Origin of the sequence: Caballeronia udeis, from assembly GCF_001544555.2 — a bacterium.
GTDB classification, from domain to species: domain Bacteria; phylum Pseudomonadota; class Gammaproteobacteria; order Burkholderiales; family Burkholderiaceae; genus Caballeronia; species Caballeronia udeis.
Map to the genome: position 1 here is coordinate 66548 of NZ_FCOK02000043.1, position 12922 is coordinate 79469.

At 59.6% G+C, this 12922-nt stretch carries 14 protein-coding genes; 9 read left to right on the forward strand and 5 right to left on the reverse strand.

Annotated elements, in window-relative coordinates; all coding sequences use genetic code 11:
• Positions 1-10: 10 nt before the first annotated feature.
• Both AWB69_RS26685 and AWB69_RS26690 read right to left on the reverse strand, forming a co-directional pair.
• Positions 11-613 carry a cysteine hydrolase family protein gene (locus AWB69_RS26685; RefSeq protein WP_062089831.1) on the reverse strand — a complete coding sequence of 201 codons (603 nt, stop codon included), beginning with the start codon at positions 611-613 and terminating at the stop codon, positions 11-13.
• A gap of 169 nt (positions 614-782) precedes the next feature.
• Complete coding sequence (locus AWB69_RS26690) at positions 783-1367, reverse strand: TetR/AcrR family transcriptional regulator (protein WP_231937236.1); 585 nt, start codon at positions 1365-1367, stop codon at positions 783-785.
• Positions 1368-2216: 849 nt separating this feature from the next.
• On the opposite strand from AWB69_RS26690, the gene AWB69_RS26695 reads away from it, so the two are divergent.
• The gene (locus AWB69_RS26695; RefSeq protein WP_062089833.1) at positions 2217-2993 is read left to right on the forward strand and encodes a CerR family C-terminal domain-containing protein; all 777 of its coding nucleotides are present in this window, start codon (positions 2217-2219) and stop codon (positions 2991-2993) included.
• Positions 2994-3049: 56 nt separating this feature from the next.
• Here AWB69_RS26695 and AWB69_RS26700 read toward each other — a convergent pair whose 3' ends face one another.
• The gene (locus tag AWB69_RS26700; protein ID WP_062089834.1) at positions 3050-3733 is read right to left on the reverse strand and encodes a TetR/AcrR family transcriptional regulator; all 684 of its coding nucleotides are present in this window, start codon (positions 3731-3733) and stop codon (positions 3050-3052) included.
• A 188-nt stretch (positions 3734-3921) separates the two neighbouring features.
• On the opposite strand from AWB69_RS26700, the gene AWB69_RS26705 reads away from it, so the two are divergent.
• The 6 genes from AWB69_RS26705 (at position 3922) to AWB69_RS26730 (ending at position 9754) form a co-directional block, all read left to right on the forward strand.
• Positions 3922-4437 (forward strand): MarR family winged helix-turn-helix transcriptional regulator, encoded by a 516-nt coding sequence (locus AWB69_RS26705; RefSeq protein ID WP_062089835.1) that lies wholly within the window; start codon positions 3922-3924, stop codon positions 4435-4437.
• Between the two features lie 49 nt (positions 4438-4486).
• On the forward strand, positions 4487-6028 hold the full coding sequence (locus AWB69_RS26710) for an efflux transporter outer membrane subunit (protein WP_062089836.1): 1542 nt from the start codon (positions 4487-4489) through the stop codon (positions 6026-6028).
• A gap of 53 nt (positions 6029-6081) precedes the next feature.
• Positions 6082-7401 (forward strand): HlyD family secretion protein, encoded by a 1320-nt coding sequence (locus AWB69_RS26715; RefSeq protein WP_082913604.1) that lies wholly within the window; start codon positions 6082-6084, stop codon positions 7399-7401.
• Between the two features lie 189 nt (positions 7402-7590).
• The gene (locus AWB69_RS26720) at positions 7591-7800 is read left to right on the forward strand and encodes a hypothetical protein (RefSeq protein ID WP_062089837.1); all 210 of its coding nucleotides are present in this window, start codon (positions 7591-7593) and stop codon (positions 7798-7800) included.
• Positions 7801-7820: 20 nt separating this feature from the next.
• Positions 7821-9356: a DHA2 family efflux MFS transporter permease subunit gene (locus tag AWB69_RS26725; protein ID WP_062089849.1), complete on the forward strand. Its 1536-nt coding sequence runs from the start codon at positions 7821-7823 to the stop codon at positions 9354-9356.
• A 50-nt stretch (positions 9357-9406) separates the two neighbouring features.
• Positions 9407-9754, forward strand: coding sequence for a DUF3331 domain-containing protein (locus AWB69_RS26730; RefSeq protein ID WP_231937237.1), 348 nt, complete (start codon positions 9407-9409; stop codon positions 9752-9754).
• A 193-nt stretch (positions 9755-9947) separates the two neighbouring features.
• On the opposite strand, the gene AWB69_RS26735 is transcribed toward AWB69_RS26730, so the two are convergent.
• Positions 9948-10469 (reverse strand): SDR family NAD(P)-dependent oxidoreductase, encoded by a 522-nt coding sequence (locus AWB69_RS26735; RefSeq protein WP_062089839.1) that lies wholly within the window; start codon positions 10467-10469, stop codon positions 9948-9950.
• 5 nt (positions 10470-10474) lie between these two features.
• On the opposite strand from AWB69_RS26735, the gene AWB69_RS49625 reads away from it, so the two are divergent.
• A complete protein-coding gene (locus tag AWB69_RS49625; RefSeq protein WP_231937238.1) occupies positions 10475-10591 on the forward strand; it encodes a helix-turn-helix domain-containing protein in 117 nt (38 codons plus the stop codon).
• 69 nt (positions 10592-10660) lie between these two features.
• Here the strand turns inward: AWB69_RS49625 and AWB69_RS26740 are convergent, their stop codons facing one another.
• The gene (locus AWB69_RS26740) at positions 10661-12232 is read right to left on the reverse strand and encodes an alpha/beta hydrolase domain-containing protein (protein ID WP_062089840.1); all 1572 of its coding nucleotides are present in this window, start codon (positions 12230-12232) and stop codon (positions 10661-10663) included.
• Between the two features lie 222 nt (positions 12233-12454).
• Between AWB69_RS26740 and tnpA the strand changes: the two genes are divergently transcribed.
• Positions 12455-12919, forward strand: coding sequence for an IS66-like element accessory protein TnpA (tnpA, locus tag AWB69_RS26745; RefSeq protein WP_062089841.1), 465 nt, complete (start codon positions 12455-12457; stop codon positions 12917-12919).
• Positions 12920-12922: the final 3 nt, after the last annotated feature.

Sequence of the window (12922 nt, forward strand, 5' to 3'; positions counted from 1 at the left end):
TCGCGTTCGTTCATGAAGACCTGCCAGGCAGGGCGCCTGCGAACTCCACCGTGGTAACAACGGCCGCCTGCTTCGCGATGACGATGTCGAGCAGCATCGCATGCACCTCTGCATCTGGGTCTGCGCAGCAATCGCGGATGACGACCAACCGATAATCCAGGTCGCCGGCGTGGCGAACGGTCGACAGCACGACGCCGCTGGTGTGGACACCTGCAAGCACCAGCGTATCAATGCCGTTCGCGCGCAGCAGTGTCTCCAGGTCGGTGCCAACGAATGGGCTGATGCGGTGCTTGACCACGATCGGCTCTCCCTCTCGTGCGGCTGCGGCCGGATGGATCGCTGCGCCGTCGCTCCCGGCCACCATCATCCCGTTTGCCCTCAGTGCACTGAATATGGGGTTACGGGGGCTGACCTCGGGATGACCGGGCCGGAATGCGACAACGACATGGATCACCATCATGCCCGCATGTCGCGCCGCAGCGATCAGATCCGGCACGCGCGCGATTGCATCGGCTGACTGCGCAGCCGTCATGAACCTGGTAAGGGTATCAACCTGATAATCCATCACCAGCAGCGCGGTGTGCCTGGGATCGATGTGCAAAAGCTCAGGCATGGACTTCTCCTTCCTTGAATGCAAGTATCACTCGTATTTCTCGAAAATAGAATACGACTACTACTCACATTCAGTCAAGGTGCGATTCGATTCGGTTCTGAAATACCCTTCTCGCAGAGACGGGGAGCGCACCAACGACTGGCCGACCAAAGATAACGGCATGGTCAGGCTATCGTGGCTGTCTGCTGGTTCTTGCGTTCGCTGTTGAACCCCTACCTATTCGTTCCTCCAGGTAGTTGCCCAAGACCTGTTGCATCTCTCTGCGTAACGCCGCGCTCTTGCTCTTCTCCACCATCCGGCTCCCTTGTACAGTCGCCCGAACGATTAACCAGGTTGTCAGGGCAATTGCAGACAGATCCGAGCGCTTGATCTCCGGATCATACTTCGCCAACAGATCCTGAATGGCTGCCGAAAGCCGAACCATCCCATATGATCCCGCTGGCACGACCGATGGTGTTTCTGACAGCACCCTGCACGCGGGGCGCTTCGAGACGTAGCCAAGCACGATAGAAATCAATCCATTTGCGAACTCCATGGCTGTGTCTGGCAAGGACAATTGCCACTGATCCAATAACAAGACTATTTCGTCCGTGTAGCGGTTCAGCAACGCGCTCCCAATGCTTTCCTTGTTGGGGAAGAACTGATAGAGCGAACCAATCGATGAACCCGCGAGAGTGGCTATTGCATGCATGGTCACCGTCTCATAGCCCGACGACGCGAAGAGTTGCTCGGCAGCGCCCAGCAAGTCGGCCACCCGCTTCTCTCCGCGTTCCTGGGTGGGTGACTTCGGTCGTCTTGACAAAACCTGAGTTTCAGTCATATTAATTTTTTCATAACGTAAGGTTAGCTCACATTTAGCAGGCGATAGACTCAGCCGCCCCTCAGCACCCCGCTCAGCACCCCGCTCAGCACCCCGATGCTGCCCGTTCGCGGCATCACTCGCACGAAGTTCCGAGCATAACCGTCAGATGATCAGACTCTTCGATTGTGCCAAAAGGCTTCAAAAACGGCTTCAAGTATGCCACGCCTGCCTGTGGCTTCACCGTCCCCTTCCCGTACAAGGTTGTTGGACGCCGTACGTCCGCAGGCTGCCAGCGGGGACCGATGGATCTCTTGGCTGGCCACACGCGTTCGCGACCGGACCGGCCCCGAACGCTTACCGTAGCCAAACTCCAAACTCTCTCCCAGTTCACCCCACCCTTCGTCAGCGAGAGCGCTGGCCGCTGACCAGAATTCCCGCGCCCCCGTACTTTCTACCTTGACATACATGAGCCTCAGTCACATTATATTTAACAATACAAGTCTTCCTCGCATTGCGTACGGACACTCGGCTGCAGCTCAGCTTTGCTCCATGCAGCCATGACACGATGTGTATCGAAGTTCCTCACCAAAGGCGGTTAGCAAGAAGCTAATCAATGCCTGAATTGTCGGGAGGATTGAATATGTACATCTCGAAAGATGGGCAATCAGCCTTGATAATTCCAAAGCATTCACTCCGCGCGGAGACGAACTTGCGGTCACGGTCCTCTTTTCGATAAAAATTATTTAAATCGGAAAAGGTATATGTCAAGTTGTATATTTATTGCGTTGAAGCGGGGTGTGCATGGGCAGCATAAAACGACTTCGGCACCCTTCAACGGGCGGCAACGCGCGAGGAGACGCGACGCGACTAAGAATCATCGAAGCGGCGATCGAGTTGTTTGGTGAACATGGCTTCGAAGGTGCGTCCACACGCGACATTGCCGCGCGTGCCGGTGTCAATCCGCCCGCGCTTCAGTATTACTTCGAGAACAAGAAAGGCGTCTACCAGACCTGCGCCGAATACCTCGCGGACGATGCGTGGATGTACCTCGAACCGGTCATCAGTCATGCGACGGAGGTATTGCGCCAGGAGGGCGACACGCCTGCGCTTATCGATACATTCATCGAAGCGTTCATCCGTCTCCAGGAAGCGGTCGCGGATCGTATGTTCGTCGAGGGCTGCGTGCCTAACCAGCGGCTCTTCTTTGCTCGCGAACAGGCCGGACACGAGCCGAGCATGGCGTCCGAGGTTTTGACGCGGCGCCTGCGGCTGCCGCTGAACAACGTTGCCGCCGAGTTGATCGCAAGGATTACGGGGACTGCGGCCGACGATCCGGTCACCCTGATCCGGATGCTCAGTCTGCACGGGCAAGTGTTGATATTCCACGTAGCACCTCGCATCACGTTTGCGTTGCTCGGATCGAAGGCGATCGATGCCAAGAAAGGGGAGTTGCTCAAGGCAACCGTACGTGCTCAGACGCGGTCCTTGCTCGAGCATTGGAGTCGGGAGCGTCGGGCACGCATGCGATGCGAGCAGAGGTCCGAAACAAGTCTCGCGGGCGGCGCCGAAACGCGTTGACTGCAACGGTACGTTTGATCCGGTAATAAAGTAAGTATCACTGATCGTAAATCAACTTAAGGGACGTTCCCCATTTTTTTCAGTTTCCCCAGCGCCGGAAAGGCCGGCATGTCTTGCGTGGTTGGTGCCGGGGAGGCGACCTTGAGCCGTTCCTCCAGATAGGTGCCGATGGCTTGCTGCATTTCGTGGCGCAACGTAGCGCCCGTTTCGGCGTCGACCAACCGGCTCCCCTGCACCGCCGCGCGCACCATGAGCAAACTGGCCATTGCGATGGACGACATTTCCGCTGCTTTCATGGACGGAGCGAAGGCAGACAGCAAGTCCTCCACGCTGGCGGAATACACGCCGAAGCTCTCCGTCTTCTGCACGGAGGGCGTATCTGCTAAAACGCGGCACGCGGGGTGTTCCACGCTGTAGTTGAACACGATCTCGACGAGCTTTTGCCCCAGCACTTGCGGCGCGACGGGCGAAGCCGCCTTCAAGGCGACGATCTGGCCGCTCAACTCCTTCATGTATTCGAGCAGCAAGGCATTTCCAACACTTTCCTTGTTGGGAAAGAACTGATACAGCGAGCCGATGGAAGAGCCCGCGAGGCTCGCGATTGCATTCATGGTTGTAGCCTCATAGCCCGATGATGCAAAGAGTTGTTCGGCTGCCGCGAGCAGGTCGGTCACGCGCTTCTCTCCGCGCTCCTGCGTGGGAATTTTCGGGTATCTTGACAGAACATGAGGATCGGTCATATTATCACTCCGTAAAATATGAGTATCACTCGTATTTTACATGAATGAAATCAATGCGCAATCCGGGACGAAAGCATATTGCCTGCCCGATCTCGATCCTGCGTGTCCGCGCCAACAAGCGCTTCTCCCTATGTCCCCACCCGCCCCCAACTCATTGACGTGACAATTGTCCAGCCAGCATTCAAATCATGACGGATTCACCCTCGCGCCCCCTCGAATTCAGCGTCCGGAATCTCAACGACAGCGTGGGCTCGTTGTTCTCACACGTGCGCTCGACGATGGCCAACATGATCAACCAGCGGACAACGTGCGATTTGGGCATCACCGGCACTCAGGGCAGCATCCTCTTCATGGTGTGGAGCGAGAAATGCCTGCTCGCGGCCGAGTTGGCTCGTGAATTTGGGATCGACGCGAGCGCTGTCACACGCCGCATCGACCTGCTCGAAGCGCGCGGCCTGCTCAGGCGGGTGCGCAGCATCGAAGACCGGCGCATCGTGCGGCTCTCGTTGACGCCTGAGGGCGAGGCGATGGCCGCGCGCATGCCGGCCATCTTCGCGAGTGTGGTGGACACGCTGCTCTCTGGCTTCACGCCGGAAGAAACCGGATTTCTCAAGAGCATGCTCCGCCGCGTGCTCGCCAACAGCAGCGCTTTAGCGGGACTAACCCATGACGCAGCACTCTATTTTGAAAAGAAAACGCACTGAACTAGTTGCAGCGCCTCTCGCGCCCTTCCGCTCGCCCGCGAGGCGAGCGATGAACTGTCCCGCCCTGCCGCCGCTTCGGCTACCCCGCCCATCCACGGCCGCGGCTGTCACCGCGGCGATCGTCCTGTGCGGTTGCGCGAATTACTTCGGCATCCACAGCGACAAGCGGATGGCGGCACCCGCGAGCTATGAGGCCGCGCAGAGCCTGCCGGCTGAGGACGGCCAATGGCCCTCGCTCGACTGGGCCAGCCAGTTTGGTGACCCGCAGTTGCCCGGCCTGATCGCCGAGGCGCTGGACGGCAATCCGTCGATCGCCCAAGCGCAAGCGCGCATCGCAAAAGCCTCCTCGTACATCGAAAGCTCGAAGTCGGCGCTCTATCCGAAAGTCAATGGCAGCTATTCGTGGAACCGCGAGATCTACTCCGCAAACTCGATCTATCCGCCGCCGTTCGGCGGCACCTGGTATAGCGAGAACAACGCGCTGGCGAGCGCCTCGTGGGACTTGGATCTGTGGGGCAAGAACCGCCAGCGTCTGGGCCAGGCCGTGTCGCAAGAGAAGGCCGCCGAAGCCGACATGCAGCAGGCCCGCGTGACACTCGCCGCGTCGGTCGCGAGCACCTACAACCAGCTCGCGCGCCTCTACGCCCAACGCGACATCGCCCAGCGTGAAATCCGAAATCGCGAGGACATTGGCCGCATCACCGACGGCCGCGTCACCGCAGGGCTGGACACCAACGTCGAGCGGCAAACGGCTATCGGCAACATTGCAACGACACGCGCGAATCTCACCGATCTCGACGGCCAGATCACCGTCGTGCGCTATCAGTTGGGCGCCTTGCTCGGCAAGGGCCCGGATCGTGGACTGCAAATCTCCCAGCCGGTCCTGGCGCCGGGCGGCGCGGTCGCCCTGCCCGGCAACCTTCCCGCCGACCTGCTGGCGCGTCGGCCGGACCTGGTCGCGGCGCGCTGGCAAGTGGAGGCGGCCCTTCACGACGTCAAAGAAGCCAAGGCCGAGTTCTTCCCGGATGTGAACCTGGCGGCTGCCGCCGGTTTCGACGCATTTGGCTGGGGCAAGTTCTTCACTGCGGGGAGCCGGCAGGTCCAGTTCGGCCCGGCTATTCACTTGCCGATCTTTGACGGCGGCGCCCTGCGCTCGCAATTGAAAGGCCGCTATGCGGACTTCGACTATGACGTCGCGACCTACAACCAGACACTCGTCAATGCGCTGAACGATGTCGCCACTCAAGTCTCATCCATCCATTCCATTGACCGGCAGCAAGCCGACGCGCAGCGGGCGCTTGAAGCGTCAACGAGCGCCTACCAGCTCTCCGTTGTGCGCTACAAGGCCGGCCTCTCGCCCCAATTGCAGGTGTTATCTGCCGACCAGAACAGGCTTGCTGCCGAACAAACGTTGACTGACCTCAGGATGAGCCGCCGCAACATGCAGATCGGCCTGATCAAGGCGCTCGGCGGCGGATTCGACGCGACGAAGACCGGTCTTGTCGTGCCGACCGACGTCCCTGTGGCGCAAGCCGCACAGTCCGCCCAAGGCTTGCAGGCGAGCGAAGCGACGCCGGCTGCAGCGAACTGAGTCCGCAAACCACCCGAATAAACGACGCACATTGAAATACCCGGAGCATCGCCATGAGCACCACTGAAGACCTCGTCGCCCCCACAAAACCAGTCACTCCGGTGCAAACCGGCCAACTGGCCGAACAAGCACAGCCGCCAGGCAACGGCAAACGCAGGCTGCTGATGACGCTGCTAGTCGTTGCGCTACTGATCGCCGCGATCGCCTATGGCCTGTATTACTTTCTCGTCGCGCGCTTCCATGCAACGACCGACGACGCCTACGTGAACGGCAATGTCGTGCAGATCACACCGCAAGTGATGGGTACCGTGATCTCGGTGAATGCCGACGATACCCAGACGGTTCACATCGGCGATCCGATTGTGGTGCTTGACCCCGCAGACTCGAAGGTCACACTCGATCAGGCCGAGGCGAATCTGGCGCAAGCGGTGCGCCAGGTGCGCACGCTCTTTGTGAACAACAACCAGTTTGCGGCGCAAGTCGCGCTGCGCCAGTCGGATCTGTCACGCGCCGAGGACGATCTGCGCCGCCGGATGACGATCGCGCAAACCGGCGCGATTTCGCTGGAAGAAGTCTCGCACGCGCGCGACGCCGTTCGAGGTGCGCAAGCGTCGCTAAACGCCGCGGAGCAGGAGCTTCAATCCAATCGCGCGCTCACCGCAAACACGGACATCGCCGACCATCCGAACGTGCTCGCCGCAGCGGCGAAAGTGCGCGACTCTTACATCAACTATGCCCGCAACACCATGCCCGCACCGGTGACGGGCTATGTCGCACAACGCTCGGTGCAGGTCGGCCAGCGCGTGTCGCCGGGCACGCCGCTTATGGCGATCGTGCCGCTGAATTCCGTCTGGGTCGACGCCAACTTCAAGGAGGTGCAGCTCACGCACATGCGCATCGGCCAGCCGGTGGAACTCACCGCCGATGTCTACGGCTCCGGCGTGGTGTTCCACGGCAAGGTGATTGGCTTCTCGGCCGGCACGGGCTCGGCATTCTCGCTGCTGCCGGCACAAAACGCGACCGGCAACTGGATCAAGGTCGTGCAGCGCCTCCCGGTGCGGATCGGACTTGACCCGCAGGAACTCGAGAAGCATCCGTTGCGCATCGGTTTGTCGATGAACGTGGACGTGGCCATCAAGAACGATCAGGGCGGCCAGCTTGGCGCGGCGCCCAACACCGTCTACCAGACCAACGTGTTCGCCAAGTATGGGAACCAGGCCGACACCGAGATTGCCCGAATCATCCAGGAAAACGAAGGCGGCGCTGGTCCGGGCAATGAGGCGCAGAACGCGCCGTCGCGTCACGCGAAGCCGACGGTCGGCTACGCGATGGCACCACCGCCTGTGATTGGTGCTCGCAGCATCGCTCAGTGACAAGCGGCTCACTGGGCGTCGTCAATGGCGTTGACGACCGTGGTTGATCGCTTCGGCGATACAGCGATACAGCTGTAAAGCGAGCCCCGTCAGGCCGGGATTTTCCGACGATCTTGACAAACGTGAGGGTCATTCATATTATTCTCTAGATACAATATGAGTGTAACTCGCATTTTAAGGAACAAACTCATGAAACAACAAGACACGTCTCTCGCTTCTTTGCTCACGCTCCGGCGCGAGCTCGACCTGCATGCCGGCACCAAGGCTCACGGCGCCGCCGATGCCCACAAGATGCAGCGCTTTCTCGCCGCCATCCGCGACGGCTGCGAAATGGGTCATCTCGCGCGATGGCGGGTCCGGCCGACTGCGGGCGACGAAGATGAAGAGGCGGGGCAATGAGCACGCCGGCCGGCGCAACCATGGGCTCCGCGTCGTCGCCCGTCGCGCCGGCCGTGCCGCACCGCGGCATCATCACGATTTGCATCATGCTGGCAACGCTGATCCAGTCGCTCGACAGCACGATCGCCAATGTGGCGTTGCCTCACATGCAAGGCAGCTTGTCGGCTTCCCAGGACCAGATTACCTGGGTGCTGACGTCTTACATCGTCGCAGCGGCCATCGCGACGCCGGTCACCGGTTGGCTCTGCGATCATTTCGGGAAAAAGAATGTACTGCTGACTTCCATCGTTGGCTTCACGGTCGCGTCGGCCTTGTGCGGCATTTCCATTTCGTTACCGATGATCATTGCCGCGCGTCTCCTGCAAGGGGTGTTCGGTGCATCACTCGTCCCGCTCTCTCAGGCCATCCTTCTCGACATCAACCCGCGCGAAAAGCAGGGCCAGGCGATGGCGGTCTGGGGAATGGGCGTGATGGTGGGCCCGATTCTCGGCCCAACGCTTGGCGGGTGGCTCACCGACAGCTACAACTGGCGCTGGGTGTTTTTCATCAACGTGCCGATTGGCGCCTTCGCTGTATTTGGCGTATTCACCTATATCAAGGGCGAATTCCTGCGCCGGGACACCAAGTTCGACTTCTTCGGCTTCGCGACGCTCAGCATCGCCATCGGCGCGTTGCAGGCAATGCTCGACCGCGGCGAGCAACAAGACTGGTTCGGCTCGATCGAAATCTGGTGCGAGACACTCGCGTGCGTGATCAGTTTCATGTTCTTCATCATTCACACGGCGACTGCGCGAGGGCCGTCTTTCTTCAACCGGCGCCTGTTGACCGACCGGAATTTCATCACGGGACTTGTGTTCATCTTCGTGGTGGGCGTGATTCTTTTCGCCACACGGGCCTTGTTGCCGCCCATGCTGCAATCCCTCATGAACTACCCTGTCGCGACCGCCGGCCTGGTCGTCGCGCCGAGCGGTATTGGCACGATGGTCGCAATGATGGCGGTCGGGCGACTGATCGGCCGTGTCGATCTGAGGTTCCTGCTCCTTGCAGGCCTTCTGTTCACCGCGTTCTCGCTGTGGCAGATGGCGGGCTACACAATTGTCCTGTCCGAGCGCAACATCATCTGGCCCGGTGTCATCCAGGGCATTGGCCTCGGGTTCGTCTTCGTGCCGTTGAGCACAATGACATTCGCTACATTGACCCCGGAGATGCGCGCAGACGGCACGGCCATTTACAGCCTGGTTCGCAATATCGGCAGCAGCATCGGCATCTCGGTCGTGCAAACGATGCTCACGCAGCACACGCAGATCGTTCACTCGACTCTGGTTGAGCACATCAGCCGCTTCAATCCGCTCCTGCACCCCTCGGCCCAAGGGCCCTCTGCCTTCGCGCTTGCGGCGCTTGACCAGCAAATCACCGCGCAGGCCGCAATGATCGGCTACATCGACGACTTCAAATTCATGATGTGGATGAGCATTGTCGTCATCCCGCTGCTGTTGATCATTCGGCCCGCCACACGAGTCAACAGGGAAGACGCGGCGCACGCGGTGATGGATTGACGAAGCATGTTTCCGGGACGCAAGAGGAGACCACTCGAAGGCGATCGATGATGCATAAAGAGAATGCAGAGAACACGCAGTGCTCTGCGACGGGGGCTCGCATTTTGCTGCTCGAACGGCCCAAGGCCGACCTCCTGGTGGTCGACTGGAGCGACGCGCGCCGCGGCCACTGCGGCTCGCAGCATTGGCGGATTGTCAGGGCTCGCGCCTCGGGGCGATGCGCGTTCAGCGGGGCGGAGATCCACAAGGGCGACGCTGTGTTCAAGCCCAAGCGGAGCGAGGCGACGCTGAACCCTGGCGACATGATCCTGGTCAGCGCCGTACCCGACAACGTGGACACGGGCAGCGAGCAATTGACAGAGCCCTTCAGTGCTCTGCTCCCGGCTACCTCGTGTTAGACACGTTCAACAACTGCCGACGCGCCCGCCATCACAACGAAGCAGCCAATTTAGCAACCAGATCTCTAATTGAGGAACAACGGCTCCAGCGTTTCCCACAACTTGTCACTGATCCGCTGCACGGTCCTGCGACATCAGACTTAATTCCCGATTTTTCAGACGACACGTTTTATTAGCTTACCTTATCGATAAGTTACTGCTTCGGCACACCAAACGCTTGATGCGCCAACGCCAGGAAAGCCTCCTCGCTAAGCTCGGCGCGCTTCCTGGCGTTGGCTACCGAGTCTGCCCCGGCCGGGAACCGGAGGGTTGGACCCGTGTCATCAGCCGCCCGGAGCACCGCTTCGGCAACATCTTCGAGCTCAGTTGCGACTTCAGGGAGACCACCCATCAAAACGCCGAACTGAGCTCGGTAGCGAGCCGGAAACGAATTGTCGTCATTGAGTGCCAACGTGGCTGTCCCAAAGTTTGTGTCGCGTCCATAGCCGGGCTCCACGAGCTTCACATGAACGCCTAACGGGGCCAGCTCATAGGAGAGCTCCTCGGAGAATCCTTCGACAGCTGTTTTGGAAGCGGTATACGCCGCGGCAAATGGCATAGGGTTGAAGACGACACTGGATGTGACGTTGACGATCACGCCGGATCCCCGCTCGCGCATGTGCGGCACGATTGCGCGAACCATGGCCATCACACCGAAGGTGTTGGTCTCAAACATGCACGTTGGATGAAATAGCAGCGCAAGTCGGTTACCAATCAGCGAGCGCTTTCAGCACAGCCTTCCGGAAAAGAGTGGGTTGTCCGCCGAGCGACTATGCGGCAAATGGCGGTTTGGTTTAGGCCGCTCGTCGGTCTGCGCCGCGCCTCTGGATTCATTGAGGGCAGAGAACCGGCAATACTCGCCGGCCTTCATGGTGACGACGTACGCCACAGAGGATTCTCCGCCGCTGATTGAATGATGATGGCACTGTCATCGGGCAACAGGAAACCGTCCCGCTCAAGCTGACGTGCAGCGGTTCGAATACGATTCACATACTCGTTACGCGTCTTGTACCTCTCCAGAACAGGACGATGTCCATCGTGGGCTGCATCGGCGTCCGCCTGGGTTCGGGGAAACGCGACATACGCGCCGGCGAGCATGCAAAGAAAAGAAAGCGGTCGATTTTGTCGCGCGTGAGCGCCGAGCGGCGCTTCCATATCGGGGAGCCTTACACCTCCAACCGCATTTCCATCCTCATCGCGCTTTGGAATCTCTATTATCGCTTTGGGCAGATGACTGGGCGCACGCAGGACAGACGGATCATTTCTCGCCTCCTCAAGGGGCATGAGGCGGCTTTTCGGAGGCTCGGTTCCATTCGCCACCCAGTCCTCCAGATGCAGTAGCGTTGCGCGTGAGATCGGGCTCCAATCCAGCCTGGCCGGTGGCAGTTCACAGTTAGCCTTCTGCAAGACGATGTGTGAGGCGCCCGCAATGTCGTACACGCGGGCATTGTCTGTAATGGGCTGCTCGGTCGTACCTTCGGCACCGGTGCGCGACAGCGATGCACGCAGCGAGAAGTAGTCGGTCGTGGAGTTGATGAGAATCATGCGGGGAGGATTCTCGCCACGTGCCCTGACTCGCTCGATAATGTCGCCGATCGTCAGCACGTCCTCGTTGACACCCCGAAATTCAGGATTTTCAAAAGTCGGAACCTCGGCAGCGCTCGACTGTGGCCCGGTGCCCGATTGCATGATGGGCAACATGCCCGCACCCGAGACAAACACGTGCATGCCGTCGAATACGCGACGTCCCTCAGCCACGTTGAATCCGTTCAAGAGAAATGTCTTAAGGTATCGCCCCGACTGTGACTTACCGGATGCGAGCGTCCACTTCACAGCGCCTTGCAGGGGATTGGCCGTACCCGATTGATCGGAGGTGGCATGCGCCAGGAAATCAGCGGCATCCCTGACAATCGCGAACCCGACGCCTTCGACGAAGCGCTTCTGCCCCGAGCTGTCGAGAAACATCGGGAGGTCGGCACCTTTGCCCAGCTCCCACTGCACTTCTGCGACAGCGAACCCGTGATCCTGAAGAAAGCCTGTGCCCACTTCAGTTGTACCGGCCTCGAACGGTTCATCGCGCGGGCTGTTGTAAAGCGCCTGTGCATAGGGACGGCCCCGGTTAGGAATATCGACCAGAAGTACACCGTTGCCGCTTTTCGGATTCTTCGGGAAGATCAACGATATTTTGGCCGAGTAATCAACCATTCCATCGGCGTTTTTCGGTGCCTTTTCAATGTCGGGAATCTTCTCGGTTGACTGTAGTTCACCGAAGATGCGGCCTTCCCAAAACTCGAATTCACCTGGCCTGAATGTGCCGTAGCCTTGCTTCGACGTAATCTCCAGCTTGGTGACTTTGGCGTTGGCAAAAATAGGAAAGCCGATGCCAATCATCAACGTTGCGGTCACTACGGCCATCGCAGTGAAACGTGAACGTGTCATAGAGAGTCTCCTCCGTACGTCGGTGATCCGACTGGTTTTTGGACTGACGTCATGGATACGATTGCAGAGCCAAGGCGTGATCCTCTTGGCGGCACAACATAGCTATAGACGTTCGCGGCGCCGGCGGTCGATAGTTCGTAAGCGCGCGATTTCACACACCTAGCTTGCGTTGTTGAGAAGGCTCACGATTGCGTCCGCAACCTCACTTTGCGGACGCAATCCATGACAGAAGATGACCTCAGCTTTTTGCCCCTACGCGTGACGCGTGTTGGTGTCGGCGGCAAGCGAAGCTTCGATCCAACGGACAAACGTCGACTCGTCGAAGCCTGTCTGCGGCCAGGCGCTTCGCTATCGGGCCTCGCCCTGAAGGCGGGCGTTAATGCCAACCAGTTGCATAAATGGGTTCAGGCGAGTAGTCGCGCCCGGCCCCCGATCGGATACAACGAGCCGGTCACGCCGTCAGCGTTTGTTCCAGTCGTAGCGATCGACGAGCCGACAGCGGTCATGGCGTCCGCGCCCGCGTTGCACCACGCCACCAGAGCAGAATCATCCCGCGTTTCGCCACGCTCAACACGACCGGCACGGCTGTCTGCCCACCTGCCCAACGGCGTGAAGCTCGAGCTCGAATGTTCAGCAGAGGACGTGGCAATCGTCAATGCGATGGTTGCCGCATTGGGAGCGCGTTGATGT

Coding starts and splice junctions, on each gene's coding strand:
- AWB69_RS26685 (WP_062089831.1), bottom strand. CDS start 613: ATGCCTGAGCTTTTGCACATCGATCCCAGGCACACCGCGCTGCTGGTG.
- AWB69_RS26695 (WP_062089833.1), top strand. CDS start 2,217: ATGGGCAGCATAAAACGACTTCGGCACCCTTCAACGGGCGGCAACGCG.
- AWB69_RS26700 (WP_062089834.1), bottom strand. CDS start 3,733: ATGACCGATCCTCATGTTCTGTCAAGATACCCGAAAATTCCCACGCAG.
- AWB69_RS26705 (WP_062089835.1), top strand. CDS start 3,922: ATGACGGATTCACCCTCGCGCCCCCTCGAATTCAGCGTCCGGAATCTC.
- AWB69_RS26710 (WP_062089836.1), top strand. CDS start 4,487: ATGAACTGTCCCGCCCTGCCGCCGCTTCGGCTACCCCGCCCATCCACG.
- AWB69_RS26715 (WP_082913604.1), top strand. CDS start 6,082: ATGAGCACCACTGAAGACCTCGTCGCCCCCACAAAACCAGTCACTCCG.
- AWB69_RS26720 (WP_062089837.1), top strand. CDS start 7,591: ATGAAACAACAAGACACGTCTCTCGCTTCTTTGCTCACGCTCCGGCGC.
- AWB69_RS26725 (WP_062089849.1), top strand. CDS start 7,821: ATGGGCTCCGCGTCGTCGCCCGTCGCGCCGGCCGTGCCGCACCGCGGC.
- AWB69_RS26730 (WP_231937237.1), top strand. CDS start 9,407: ATGCATAAAGAGAATGCAGAGAACACGCAGTGCTCTGCGACGGGGGCT.
- AWB69_RS26735 (WP_062089839.1), bottom strand. CDS start 10,469: ATGTTTGAGACCAACACCTTCGGTGTGATGGCCATGGTTCGCGCAATC.
- AWB69_RS26740 (WP_062089840.1), bottom strand. CDS start 12,232: ATGACACGTTCACGTTTCACTGCGATGGCCGTAGTGACCGCAACGTTG.
- tnpA (WP_062089841.1), top strand. CDS start 12,455: ATGACAGAAGATGACCTCAGCTTTTTGCCCCTACGCGTGACGCGTGTT.